The organism is Halobellus limi (assembly GCF_004799685.1).
Lineage (GTDB): Archaea > Halobacteriota > Halobacteria > Halobacteriales > Haloferacaceae > Haloquadratum > Haloquadratum limi.
In genome coordinates this window covers 303,641-316,228 of sequence record NZ_CP031312.1, presented here as the reverse complement: position 1 = coordinate 316,228, position 12,588 = coordinate 303,641, and the positions used below count along the sequence as shown (strand labels likewise).

Here is a 12,588-nt window from a genome sequence, read left to right as displayed (position 1 = left end):
CCGCGGGTCAGACGATAGCGTCCGCGAGCGCCTCGACCGGGTGCGGCGGCTCTTCTTCCCCCTCGCGGTCGCCGAGCTGTGACCGGCAGGACGCGCCGGGCGCGACGACGGTCTCGCCCGCGGAGGCGTCGATCTGCTCGAAGAGGGTGCTCGCGACCGCCTGCGACATCGAGTAGTGTTCGGCCTCGTAGCCGAAGGAGCCGGCCATCCCGCAGCAGCTCGAATCGAGCGCGTCGACCTCGTAGCCCGCCCGGCGCAGGACGCCGACCGCGTGGTGGTCCTTCTTCGTCGACTTCTGGTGACAGTGTCCGTGGTAGGCCAGCGACCGCGACGGAGCGGCAGCGGCCACGCCGTCGCGTTCCAGCAGGCGGAACGTGTCGAAGTACTCCATCACGCCGTAGGTGTTGTCGGCCAGCCGCTCGGCGTCCGCCCCCGACAGCAGGTCCAGGTAGTCGTGCTGGAGCATCACGGCGTCGGACGGCTCGACGACGACGACGTCCCACTCGCCGTCGACGAGCGGAGCCAGCGCGTCGACGTTCCGCCGCGCCTTGTCGCGAGCCAGGTCGACGAACCCCTTCGAGTGCGGCGGCCGGCCGGAGCCGGTGACGCCGTCGGGAACCGCGACGTGGACGTTCGCCGCCTCCAGCGCCCGGACCGCGGCCTTGCCGGCCTCCGGGTGGTTGTAGTTCGTGTACGTGTCGGGGAAGAGGTAGACCTTCGAGTCGGCTTCGGACTCGCTCACGGCAGCCGTTCCGCGCGAATCGAACCAGTCCTCCAGGGAGGTGCGGTGGAACTGCGGCAACTCGCGTTGCCTGGCGATGCCGAGCGTCTTCTCCATCGCGAGGCGGGCACCGGGGAGTTCCGGGAGGAGGTTCGAGAGCGGCGCGAACGCGCTCCCGAGCTTCGAGAGGGTCCCCACGTTGGCGAAGACCTTGTCGCGGAGGCTCGATCCGTTCCGCTGGTGGTACTCGTGGGTCACCTCGGCCTTCAGCTTCGCCATATCGACGCCGCTGGGGCAGTCCTTCAGACAGCCCTTACAGCCGATACAGAGGTCCAGCACCTCCTCGACGAACTCGTCTTCGAACTGTTCGCCCTCGGGGAGGCCGCCGCTCATCGCCTGTCTGAGCATGTTCGCCCGGCCCCGCGTCGACTGGATCTCCTCCTCGGCGGCCCGGTAGGTCGGACACATCACGCCGCCGGTCGTCTCCTGCGGGCCGCGACAGCCCGCACAGCCGTGACAGAGTTCCGCCATCCCCCGGAACCCGTTCTCGTTGTCCCACTCCATCGCCGGGTCGAAGCCGGCGTCGAACTCGTAGTCCGGAGAGAACCGCAGGTCTGCGGTCATCTCGTGGGCCGACGTCGCGGCCGCGTCGTCGGACCGCACCTCGTCGGGGGCGTAGCCGCAGACGTTGCCGGGATTGAGCAGCCAGTCGGGATCGAACGCGGTCTTGAGATCGCGGAACGCGGACCAGAGTTCGTCGCCGTAGAGCTTCCGGTTCCACTGGGTTCGCGCCCGACCGTCGCCGTGCTCGCCCGAGACCGACCCGCCGTACTTCACGACGAGGTCCGTCACCGCGTCGGCGATGGCCTCGAACGTCTCGACGCCCTCGACCGTCTTCGTGTTGACGAGCGGACGGATGTGGAGGACGCCGGGGCCGGCGTGGGCGTAGTAGGAGGCGAAGGTGTCGTGGTCGTCGAGGATCTCCTGGAAGTCCGCCACGTACGCCGGGAGGTTCGCCGCCGGGATCGCGGTGTCCTCGATGTAGGCGATGTGCTTCTCGTCCGTGGTCCGCGACAGCAGGATCGGGAGCCCCGACTTCCGCATCTTCCAGAACTTCGCGCGCGTCTCGGCGTCGTGGGCCGCCATCGCGTCGACCGCGGTTCGCGGCTCTTCGGTCGTCACCGCGCCCTCGCTCGGATCGGTACCCGCCGACGCGTCCGGGACCCTATCGGCGACGAGATCGGCCACCTGCCGGCGGCCGTGATCGTCGTCCTCGGCGTAGAACTCCACGAGCAGCACCGAGTCCGTCCCGTCGGGGAGCGCCCCGACGACGTCGGCGAACTCCGCCGTGTCGCGGGCGAGGTCCAAGAGCACGTCGTCCATCACCTCCACGGCCGCGGGGTCGTGTTCGAGGATCGGCGCGACGTCCTCCATCGCGTCGAGGACGTCATCGTACGTCAGGAGCGCGACGGAGGCCGTGTTCGGAATCGGCTCGAGCGACACCGTCGCCTCGGTGACGATCCCGAGCGTTCCCTCCGAGCCGGCGAGGAGCCGCGCGAGGTTGACCGTCCCCGGTTCGCTGTCGGGGTCGACGCCGGAGTCGTCCGGCAGGCGGCGCTCGCCGCGCATCTCGTCGACGAGCATATCGAGGTTGTACCCCGAGACGTTGCGCTTCAGGTCGGGATACCGCTCTGTGATCTCGTCGGCCTCCTCGTCGAGGATGCGATAGACGGCGGCGTAGATCCGCTCTTCGAGCGTCCCGTCGGGGTCGCCCTCCTCGCGGAGGGTGTCGACGGAGATCTCCCCGAACGTGGTGACGCTTCCGTCGGCGAGGACCACCTCCGCGGATTCGAGGTAGTAGTCCGTCTTGCCGTAGCGGAGCGAGTGGGCGCCCGTCGAGTTGTTGCCGATCGCGCCGCCGAGCGCCGATTTGTCGCCCCACGCCGGATCGGGCGCGAACTTCAGGTCGTGCGGTTCCAGCGCCGCGTTCAGGTCGCCGAGTCGGATGCCGGCCTGCGCCGTCGCCGTCCCGGCGTCGGGATTGACCTCGACCAGCGAGCCCATCTCCGGCATCAGGTCGAGGACGACGGCCTCGTTCACCGTCTGTCCGGCCAGACTGGTGCCGCCGCCGCGGGGGAGCACCGGAATCCCCTCGGCGGCGCAGTACTCCATCGCGTTCGCGACGTCGGCGGTCGACGTCGGCATCACGACGCCGATCGGCGTCCGTTCGTACGCGGAGGCGTCGGTGGCGTAGAGCTGTCTGGAGTACGTGTCGAACCGGACGTCGCCCTCGACGACGGATTCGAGGTCCGAGACTAGGTCCGGACGCTCGACGTCGTCGCCGACGTAGTCGTAGTTTCCCGCCGTAGCGGGATCAGTAGCGTGTTCGCGGGAGTTCGAAGCCATGTTGTGAGTCTCTCGTTGGGGTGGGAACCGCGTCGGTCGCGGTCATCCTCGAAATCGGAAGCGGTCGGTCGTGAGGCAATACGACTGGACGCCGCCTGGATCAGAAGACGCCCGGGAACAGCACGTAGCTGAACAGCAGCGTCAGCAGCCCGGTCGCCGTCCCGTAGTAGAGAAGCGGGATCAGTTCCAGGCGGATGACCCGGCCCTCCTCGCCGACGAGGCCGACGACCGCGAGCGCGGCGACGACGTTGTGGACGGCGATGAGGTTGCCGATGGCCCCGCCGACCGCCTGCGCCCCGAGCATCAGGGTGCGGGAGGTGCCGATCTGGTCTGCGACGCCGTACTGGAAGGTCCCGAACAGGATGTCCGAGACCGTGTTCGAGCCGGCGAGGAACGCGCCGAACGCGCCGACGAACGCGGCGAAGAACGGGTAGGCGCCGCCGGCGACGCCGGCCATCCCCTCCGAGAGGACGATGAGCATGCTGTCGGTGCCGGTCGCCGATCCCGACTGGAGCATGATCTGGACCGTCGCGACCGCGAAGAGCAGCGCGACGACCGCCGGCGCGACCTTCTCGATCGTCTCGGCCCACGCGGCCTTGATCTCCGTCCCGTCCATCCCGTGCAGCGGGATCGTCACGAGGTGGACGGCGACGAACACCGCGCCCGGCAGGTACAGCAGCGCGAAGTCGTTCGTGAGTCCCGTCCCGAGGATGGTCTCCCGGACGAACGGCAGGGCCGCGAGGTCGCTCCAGGCCAGCGTGAACACGTCCATCGTGACGAACGACTGGACGGGGTCGACGACGCGTGTAACCACGAGCAGGAGCGCCACGAGGGCGTAGGGCGTCCAGGCCTTCCAGAGCGCCATACCGCCCGTGGGGACGCTGGACTGCACCGACCCGCCGTCGGCGGCGACAGCGACGTCGTCGCTCGTCGACTCGCCGGGCTGGATCTCGCCGATCCAGTGGTCCGGCCACGCCTCCTGCGGTGCGAAGTCCCACTCCTCGTCGGGGTGGAAGAAGCCGGCCTTGAGCGCGCTGACGGTGACGAGCAGACCGACCATCGACCCGAGCAGGCCGGGGAACTCCGGCCCGAGGAAGTACGCGGTCAGGAAGTACGGCACCGAGAACGACGCCCACGCAAAGAGCGTGAGGGGCAGCACTTCCAGCGCCGGGCGGATCGACCGCTCCTCGCCGAAGAAGCGAGTCATCATCGCGACGCCGATGAACGGGAGCGCGATACCCACGATCACGTGGTAGCTCGCGGCCCACAGCGCGATGTCCGCCACCCAGGTCGCGATGTCCGGGTACGTCCCGCCGGCGACGACGTCGGTCGTGATCGTCTCGACGCTCTCGAAGATGTCGATCATCCCGATGATGAGCGGCGTGCCGACCGCGCCGAACGTGATCGCCATCAGGTTGCCCGTGAGCGCGACGACGACCGCCGCCAGCGGCGGGAAGCCGAGTCCCACGAGCAGCGGGCCGACGATGGCCGCGGGCGTTCCGAACCCGGCGGCGGCCTCGATGAACGACCCCATCAGGAAGACGAGAAGCACCACCTGCACGCGGCGGTCCTCGCTGACGGAGGCGAAGCCCGCGTTGATCGCGTCGAACGCGCCCGTCTGCTTGAGCGTGTACAGCAACAGGATCGCGCCGAAGACGATGTAGAGGATGTTGGCCGCGGTGATGAAGCCGTTTATCGTCGCGGCGGCGATCCACGTCGCGTTCATTCCCCAGCCGACGACGCCGGCGGCGATCGCGACCACCCAGGCCACCGGCATCGTCCGCGTCGCGGGCCAGTAGAAGCCCACCATGAGGACCGCGATGGTCAAGAGCGGGAGCAGCGCGACCAGTACGTCGACCGCGCTAGCCATGTCGCTCAACCCCGTGATCTATGCCAGTCGATTTCGTTCCAGGATCGTTCCTGTTTCCGTGCATCGTGGCCTATCCGACCCAACTATTGTTATATATAGCTATCGTTTATCGGGGTTGCCACCGACGCGGACGGCGTGAGACGCCAGCCACTTCAGTCGTGTGAAGTACCCATTGAATCTGGGCCTCAAACGCCATTAAACGCCGTTTCAGATGGGATCTTTTCGCTTCGTCGAATGTCCGGAATCCACTCCGAAAGGGTCGGATCGGAAGTCCAATATACACGTGTGAACAGGGTGTGCGCACGTGTGTCGTGGCACCTCTCACGAGTGCAAAGGCTTATGCTCTCGTGTGAAGAGGTCGAATCGTGACCGACGACGCCCGCGCGCGCACCAGAAACGAACACGGGCAGTACGTCGACCGGATTCCGCTGGAGCGCGTCCTGGCGGTCTTCGAGGCGCGCGAGGACCGCGCGAGGCCGCTGACGGCCTCGGACGTGATGGAGGCGCTCGACTGCTCCAGGCGGACCGCCCACAACAAACTCAACGAACTCGAAGAGCGGGGCGACCTCGAAACCCGGAAGGTCGGGGCGCGCTCGCGGGTCTGGTGGATCCCGATGCCGACCGACCCGTCGCCGCCGGAATCGCCCGCCGACGGCGACACGGCGTCCGCCGGTCCCGACGCGGGGAGCGACGGCGCAACCGTCGAGGGGCGCCCGGCCGTCTCCGACGCGATCGCCGACGCCGACCTCCCGGGGAGCGGTCCGATGCTCGACGCGCGCCGGGAGGCGCTGTCGGCGGCCTACGAGTACCTCTCGGAACATCCGGAGGCGAAGAAGGCCGACTTCCTGCGGGACGTCTACCACGAGTATCCGGCGGGGTTCGAGTCCGCGGAGGGGTGGTGGAACGCGATCCAGCCCGCGCTGAAGCAGCTCCCCGGCGTCAACCCCCCGAAAGAGCGCGGCCACATCTGGCACTTCCTCGGCGGCTAGTCCCGACGCACCGCGGCGTCCCGCACTCGGCCGGCAGCCACGGCATTTATCATCGGTTGGGTCGGAGTACCGATCGACACACCGATGGATCCCGATCCGAGCGACGACGATCGGTCCGCCGCTCCGTCCGGAGGCGATCCGTCGCAGTGGGGTGATTCGGGAACGACGGGCGGCCGGGCGGGAGACGAGGGAGCCGACTCGGGACCGAGAAGCGACCGGATCGCGGACGACGGCGACAACTCCGAAGCGGATCGCGACGACGACGGACCCGGCTCGAACCGCGAGGGTACAGGTCCCGACTCGGATCGCGAGGGTACCGATCCCGACCCGGATCGCGACGACACCGACGCCCGGGACGGCCCCGTCACGACGTCCGACGGCGACGAGGTGTTCGCTCCCGAGGTGGAGGGTCGACAGTACAGGGGGACGTGGTATCTCCCCCTGCGCTACGACGAACTGAAGCGGGCGGGCGACACCGACGATCACCCCGATCGGGGCGAGGGCGGCGCGTTTCGGCTCACGGACCTGCCGCGGGTGCCCCGCGTCGGTCACATCGTCGGGCCGTCGGCCATCATGCTCGGCGCGTCGCTGGGGAGCGGCGAGACGCTCTTCTGGCCGGTTCTGAGCTCACAGTACGGGTGGACCCTCCTGTGGGCGTTCGCCGTCGGCGTGCTGACGCAGTTCGTGATCAACACCGAACTGCAGCGGTGGACGCTGGCGACGGGCGAGAGCGTCTTCCGCGCGTTCGCCCGCGTGGCGAACTACTGGCCGTGGCTGTTCCTGGCGGGCGGGCTGATCAGCCTCGGCTGGCCGGGGTGGGCGGCCGGTGCGGCGCGGGTCGGGACGGCCGCGCTCGGGTTGAGCGGCCCCGTCAGCCTCCTCGGGACCTCGCTCGCGACGTGGAAGCTCGTCGCCGTCGGGCTGATGGTCCTCATCTGGCTCTCCTATCAGGTGTCGTCGGTGATGTACACCGCCGTCGAGGTGTTCCAGATCGGCCTGCTCTTCGTCTCCATCGTCGCCGCCGTGCTGCTGGTGGCCGTCGCGGGGTCGTGGGTCGAGTTCGCGGACCTCCCGACGGCGGCTGCGTCCGTCGGGACGCTGCCCTCGGACCTCGGCATCGCCGTGTTCCTCGGCGGGCTCGCCTTCGCCGGCGCGGGCGGGTACCTCAACCTCTCACAGAGCCTCTGGGCCCGCGAGAAGGGCTACGGGATGGGGAACTACCAGGGGCGCGTGAAGAACCCGTTCCACGGCGAGGACCCCGAGCCGATCGAGCGCGACGGGTTCAGCTTCCCGCCGACGACGACGAACCTGAAGCGGTGGCGCGAGTGGTGGCGGGTCGTCCAACTGGAGCACTTCCTGACGTTCGTCGTCGGCCTGTTCGTGGTCGCGCCCGCGCTGATGAGCGTCGCCATCCGCTACGCTCCGGGGACCACCTCCGACGCCCTGCAGATGTGGCTCACCGACGTCGCGCCCGCGCTGGGGCCGATCGGGACCGTCCTCGTCTTCCTGGTGCTCTTCGTCGCGCTTTTCACCACCGAGTACGCCATCGTGGAGTCGTTCGTCCGAAACAGCGTCGACGCCATCTACGAGGCGTACGGCCGCGAGGCCGGCTGGGACCTCGAAACGCTCTTCTGGCGCGTCCTGACGGGCTTTTGTCTGTGGGGCATCGTCATCATCCTCGCGTTCACCTCGCCCTTCGAGGGGCGGGAGCCGTTCTTCTTCCTCGTCGTCGGCGCGGCGATGTCGGGCGTGATGATGTGGCCCTACACCGCCCTCGTCCTCGTGATGAACACGACGCGGCTGCCCGAGCACCTCCAACCGGGGTGGGCGCGCGTCGTCGCGCTGTGGTGGGCGTCGGGCTTCTACGGCTACTTCAGCGTCCTGCTGGTCGCCGACACGCTCGTCGAGTTCGGGCTGCCCGGGTTCGACGCCGCGGCGCTCGTCGCGGGGAGCGGCGTCGGCGGATACGCGCTGTGGGCCGTCTTCTTCGCGGTCCAGTCCTACGCCATCGCGGTGTCCGCGGGCGCGAAACGGCGCGCCGCGGGCACCGTCGAGAACGCCGAGTTGGCCGCCGGCCGGTTCTCGTAGCCGGTGACCGCCTCGGTTGTCCCGCCGTGCCGTCGGCCGCCGGACGGCAGCAACGAGACGGCCACCGAGAGAGAATGCGTCGGGCCCGGCCCGACCCTCGGGGTTTTGACGGTTCGACGCGTACCCGCGGTATGCTCGCGATCGCGCGCGGAGCGTACGACGAGATCGTTCACCGGGGGTACGAGGGCGGTGAGGAGGAGGTCTGTGGCGTGCTCGCGGGGAAGCACGGCGAGGAGAGTCGCGTCAGCGACGTCTTCGCCGTCGAGAACGTCGCCGAAGCGCCGCGGATCCGGTACGCGATGGATCCGGAGGCGCTGCTGGCGACCATCGACCGCGTCGAGGCCGACGGGATGGAGGTCGTCGGGTTCTATCACAGCCACCCGACGGGACCGCCGCACCCGAGCGAGACCGACGCCGAACGGGCGACGTGGCCGGGGTACTCCTACGCGATCTGCGCCCTCGACGGGTACCCGTACCTGGGCTCCTGGCGGTGGCGCGGCGACGAGTTCGAACGCGAGACCGTCGTCGTCGAAGCGTGAGCGGTTCGGAGAGGTGAGCCGCGGTTCGGAGAGGCGGGCCGCGGTTCGGGACGGACTGAACGTGGCGGCACGGAGAGAGCGACGGGGCCGGCGGACCGCCGAGGGCAGCCGTCAGCCGGCGCGGAACAGGAGCGCGGCCGCGACGAGCAGACAGACGACGAAGCCGCCGAAGGCGGCGTCGTAGCTGCCGTAGGTCGCGACGATCCCCACGTAGGCGGGGCCGATCGCGTTCGCGCTGAGGAAGATCGCCCGCGCGGCCCCGAGGTCCGCGCCCATCCCCTCCGCCGGCGCGCCGTCGAGGATGATCGCGTCCGCCAGCGGGAAGCCGGTCTTGTAGCCCAGCGCCAGCAGCCCGACCGCCAGCCAGATGGCGACGTTCGACCCGGCGGCGACGAGGGCGACGAGCGCGGCCGCCGCGACGAGCAGCCCGGTGACGGCGATACCGCGCCGAGAGAAGCGATCGCCCAGCGTGCCGGCGACCGGTTTCACCGCGAAGCCGACGGCGAACACGATAGCGAACGTCAGGCCGGCGAGGCTCTCGGAGAACCCCTTCGCCTGGGCCAGATACGTCGGCGCGAAGTTGATGAACCCGCCGACCATAAAGTAAAACAGCGAGAAGGCGACGAGCGTCTCGCGTTGCCGGCTGCTCTGAACCAGCCGCCCGACCGTGCTTCGGAGTTCGAGCGTCGGGCTCCCGACGCGGTATCCCTCGCGGGTCAGCGAGGCGTAGACCAGCGTGATCGCCGCGAGCGCGACGGCGACCGGAAAGAAGGGCGTCCGCCAGGTCGCGTAGGTCAGTGCGAGCACGGCGATACCGGACGAGAGGAGGCCGCCGAGGTCGGTTCCGGCGGCGTAGATCCCCAGGGCGCGGCCGCGCCGCTCGGTGAAGAGATCCGAGAGCAGCGCCCGCGAGGGGATCGCGAACAGCCCCTTTCCGACCCCGACGACGGTCGCGGCGACGAGAAACGTCGCCAGCCCGGTCGCCAGGCCGAAGAGCGCGAACCCGACCGCGAGGACGACGAGTCCGGGTACGATGAGCGTCGTCCGGTTCCACCGATCGGAGTACTCGCCGCCGGGGTACTGCACGAGCGCGTACGCCCCGCCGAAGATCGAGAGCGCGATGCCGGCCATCGCCTCGGAGATGCCGAGGTCGGCGATGATCGTCGGCAGAAGCGGCGAGAGCAGGAACCGGCCGGTCTGCAACAGCGCCCACCCGAGCGAGACCGTCACGAGCATCCGACGGGCGTACGGCGACGTTTCGGTCGACGACTCGGTCACGACTCGGGTTCGGCGACGGACGGTAAGGTGCGTTGCGATTCTCGTCTCACGATTCGCCCCGTGGGGAGGTCCGACGGGGGGCTACGAACGCCAGAAGGACGGCGTCAGAAGCACCAGGACGGGGATGATCTCGATCCGGCCGATCCACATCAGCAGCGTCATCGCGAACTTCGTCGTGGGCGGGAACGGCTCGTAACTCGCGAGCGGGCCGGCGATCCCGAAGGCGGGGCCGACGTTGAAGAACGTCGCCGCGACCGCGCTCATCGCCTCGAACTCCGTGACGGCGACCTGAACGCGGGAGGCGTCGATCACGACGAAGACGGTCCCGAGGATGAAGAACACGAGGCTGACGAGCGTGTAGGCGTAGATGTCTCGGACCGTCTCCTCGTCGACGACGTTCCCGCTCAGTCGGACCGGGCGGATCGCGCTCGGCGTCGTCGCCACGAACAGGTCCCGGCGGAACGCCTTGATCACGACCAGCCAGCGCAGCGCCTTGATCGAACAGGTCGTGCTGCCGGCCATCCCGCCGATGAACATCCCCACGAAGAGCAGGTGCTTCGCCGCCGGCGACCAGAGGTCGAAGTCGACGCTCGCATAGCCCGTGGTCGTGACGATGGAGACGACCTGAAACAGCGAGTGACGGACCGTCTCTTCGACGGTCAGCGCCGCCGCCGCGTCGGTGGACAGGACGGCCGCGGTCGCGACGGTGAACAGCGTGAGAGTACCGACGTAGAAGCGGAACTCGTCGCTCTCGCGGAGGCGGGAGAAGTCCCCCTGCAGAACGAAGTACAGGAGCACGAAACTGGTCGCCCCGAGAGCCATAAACGGAATCACCGCCCACTGGACCGCCGGAGAGAACGTCGCGATGCTGTCTCCGCGCGGCGAGAACCCGCTCGTCGAGACCGCGGTGAACGCGTGGGCGACGGCGTCGAAGAGGGTCATCTCCGGGGCGAGGCCGACGACTCCGAGCAGCGAGAGGACGACGATCATCAGCGCGGTCAGCCCGACGTAGAGCTTCCACAGCAGCGCCGCCGTCTCGGAGATCCGCGGGGTGAGTTTGTTGACGTCCTGGGTCTGCGTCTCGGTCTCCATCAGTTGCGCGCCGCCGACCGAGAGCTGCGAGAGCAGCGCCGTCGCCAGCACCAGGATGCCGAGGCCGCCGAGCCACTGCAGCGTCGACCGCCACAGGTGGATCGCCCGGGAGTGCGCCCCGAAGTCGACGACGACGGTCGCGCCGGTCGTCGTGATCCCGCTCATGCTCTCGAAGAGCGCGTTGACCGGCGTCGCGAGCGTGCCGTTCCCGGCCAGCAGGAAGGGGACCGTTCCGACCAGCGCGATGCTCAGCCAGGTGAGCGCGACCATCAGGAAGGCCTCTCTGGCCCGTAAGTCCCGCGTCTCTGGGAGCCGTTCGAGCCCCGCGCCGACCAGCAGCGTGCCGACCATCGGGACGAGAAACGGAACGATCGGCGTGCCGTCGTAGAGCGCCAGCGCGAACGGGAGCGCGAGCGGCACCCACAGCCACTTGAGGATCGTTCCGACGAGTCCGACGCTGACGCGCCAGTCGACGCGGAGCGTCACGGAGACCGCCTCCGGCCCGTCGACGGTGCCGCTTGCCGCCGGTCCGCACCGTCGGTCATAGGTTCGACGCGCTGGCCCCGCCGTCGATCGGGAGGGCGACTCCCGAGATAAACGACGAGACGGGAGACGAGAGGAACGCCACCGTGCGGCCCAGTTCCATCGGATCGCCGATGCGGCCGACGGGGATCTCCCCGGCCCAGTCGTCGAGCCCCGCCTCGTAGGAGTCGTACTCGCCCTCCCGAACCCCTCGCTCGACCAGTTCCTCGACGCGCGCGGTCTCGTGGGTCCCCGGGAGCACGGCGTTGGCGCGGACGTCGGGAGCGAGTTCCGTCGAGAGCGTCTTCTCCAGGCCGACGACGCCCGCTCGAACCGAGTTCGAGAGCACGAGGTCGTCGACGGCCTCCTTGACGCTGATCGAGGCGATGGTCACGATCGTCCCGCCGTCGCCCGCGCGGAGGTGCGGTTCGGCCGCCCGGACCGACCGCACGACGCTCTTCACGAGGAGGTCGAAGGCGTCGTCCCACTCCTCGTCGGTCGTTTCGAGGAACGGCTTCGCGGGCGGGCCGCCGGCGGACGTGACGAGGTGGTCGAGGCCGCCGAACTCGTCGACGGGGCGCCGGACGAGCGCTTCGACCGCGTCGGCGTCGGTCAGGTCCGCGGCGTGACCGAGCACGGTCGCGTCGGCGGCGGCGTCCCCCCGGACGTCCTCGACGGCCGCCGCGAGGAGCTCCTCGTCGCGACCGTTCAGCACCACGTTCGCCCCCTCGGCGGCGAGTGCCCGCGCGGAGGCCTTCCCGAGACCGCTGCTGGAGGCGGTCACGAGGGCGGCGTCGCCGGCGAGTTGCAGGTCCATACGAGTGCGTGCGGCGGCGGGGACAAAAGCGTTGACAGAAGCGCCGCACCCCCCTCCACGAGATATTTATCCCTGGACCGTCTCACCGTCGGCACGCAATGAGCGATTCAGACAAGGTCGACGAGGCGCTCGAACGCGTCCGCACCGCCTTCGACGACGCCGCGAACGAGGCAGAGGAGATGACCGAAGAGGCCCGCGCGGAGGTCGACGAGGCCATCGACAGCCTCGAAGAGCGGATCGAGAAGCTCCGAAGCTGAAACGCGTCG

The 12,588-nt window shown here is 69.2% G+C and carries 9 protein-coding genes; 4 read left to right on the top strand and 5 right to left on the bottom strand.

Annotation, left to right across the window (positions count from 1 at the left end; genetic code table 11):
- Window positions 1-7 precede the first annotated feature (7 nt).
- Window positions 8-3,127 (bottom strand): FAD-binding and (Fe-S)-binding domain-containing protein, encoded by a 3,120-nt coding sequence (locus tag DV707_RS16000; RefSeq protein WP_103992413.1) that lies wholly within the window; start codon window positions 3,125-3,127, stop codon window positions 8-10.
- Window positions 3,128-3,227: 100 nt separating this feature from the next.
- Window positions 3,228-4,997, bottom strand: coding sequence for an L-lactate permease (locus DV707_RS15995; RefSeq protein WP_103992412.1), 1,770 nt, complete (start codon window positions 4,995-4,997; stop codon window positions 3,228-3,230).
- Between the two features lie 365 nt (window positions 4,998-5,362).
- Here DV707_RS15995 and DV707_RS15990 point away from each other — a divergent pair, with 365 nt between their 5' ends.
- The 3 genes from DV707_RS15990 to DV707_RS15980 all read left to right on the top strand — a co-directional run bounded on the left by DV707_RS15990 (window position 5,363) and on the right by DV707_RS15980 (window position 8,613).
- Window positions 5,363-5,986 carry a helix-turn-helix domain-containing protein gene (locus DV707_RS15990; protein WP_103992411.1) on the top strand — a complete coding sequence of 208 codons (624 nt, stop codon included), beginning with the start codon at window positions 5,363-5,365 and terminating at the stop codon, window positions 5,984-5,986.
- A gap of 84 nt (window positions 5,987-6,070) precedes the next feature.
- Window positions 6,071-8,074 (top strand): Nramp family divalent metal transporter, encoded by a 2,004-nt coding sequence (locus DV707_RS15985; RefSeq protein WP_235010809.1) that lies wholly within the window; start codon window positions 6,071-6,073, stop codon window positions 8,072-8,074.
- Between the two features lie 131 nt (window positions 8,075-8,205).
- Window positions 8,206-8,613 carry a desampylase gene (locus tag DV707_RS15980; RefSeq protein ID WP_103992410.1) on the top strand — a complete coding sequence of 136 codons (408 nt, stop codon included), beginning with the start codon at window positions 8,206-8,208 and terminating at the stop codon, window positions 8,611-8,613.
- Window positions 8,614-8,724: 111 nt separating this feature from the next.
- Here the strand turns inward: DV707_RS15980 and DV707_RS15975 are convergent, their stop codons facing one another.
- The 3 genes from DV707_RS15975 to DV707_RS15965 form a co-directional block, all read right to left on the bottom strand.
- The gene (locus DV707_RS15975) at window positions 8,725-9,849 is read right to left on the bottom strand and encodes an MFS transporter (protein ID WP_103992546.1); all 1,125 of its coding nucleotides are present in this window, start codon (window positions 9,847-9,849) and stop codon (window positions 8,725-8,727) included.
- A 123-nt stretch (window positions 9,850-9,972) separates the two neighbouring features.
- Window positions 9,973-11,469, bottom strand: coding sequence for a TrkH family potassium uptake protein (locus DV707_RS15970; RefSeq protein ID WP_103992409.1), 1,497 nt, complete (start codon window positions 11,467-11,469; stop codon window positions 9,973-9,975).
- A gap of 55 nt (window positions 11,470-11,524) precedes the next feature.
- Window positions 11,525-12,322 carry an SDR family oxidoreductase gene (locus DV707_RS15965; RefSeq protein ID WP_103992408.1) on the bottom strand — a complete coding sequence of 266 codons (798 nt, stop codon included), beginning with the start codon at window positions 12,320-12,322 and terminating at the stop codon, window positions 11,525-11,527.
- Between the two features lie 98 nt (window positions 12,323-12,420).
- Between DV707_RS15965 and DV707_RS18695 the strand changes: the two genes are divergently transcribed.
- A complete protein-coding gene (locus DV707_RS18695) occupies window positions 12,421-12,579 on the top strand; it encodes a hypothetical protein (RefSeq protein ID WP_170216875.1) in 159 nt (52 codons plus the stop codon).
- Window positions 12,580-12,588 lie beyond the last annotated feature (9 nt).

What these genes read in the sequence shown, in the direction of transcription:
- DV707_RS16000 (WP_103992413.1), bottom strand. Translation starts at nt 3,127, where the DNA reads ATGGCTTCGAACTCCCGCGAACACGCTACTGATCCCGCTACGGCGGGA.
- DV707_RS15995 (WP_103992412.1), bottom strand. Translation starts at nt 4,997, where the DNA reads ATGGCTAGCGCGGTCGACGTACTGGTCGCGCTGCTCCCGCTCTTGACC.
- DV707_RS15985 (WP_235010809.1), top strand. Translation starts at nt 6,071, where the DNA reads ATGGATCCCGATCCGAGCGACGACGATCGGTCCGCCGCTCCGTCCGGA.
- DV707_RS15980 (WP_103992410.1), top strand. Translation starts at nt 8,206, where the DNA reads ATGCTCGCGATCGCGCGCGGAGCGTACGACGAGATCGTTCACCGGGGG.
- DV707_RS15975 (WP_103992546.1), bottom strand. Translation starts at nt 9,849, where the DNA reads ATGCTCGTGACGGTCTCGCTCGGGTGGGCGCTGTTGCAGACCGGCCGG.
- DV707_RS15965 (WP_103992408.1), bottom strand. Translation starts at nt 12,322, where the DNA reads ATGGACCTGCAACTCGCCGGCGACGCCGCCCTCGTGACCGCCTCCAGC.
- DV707_RS18695 (WP_170216875.1), top strand. Translation starts at nt 12,421, where the DNA reads ATGAGCGATTCAGACAAGGTCGACGAGGCGCTCGAACGCGTCCGCACC.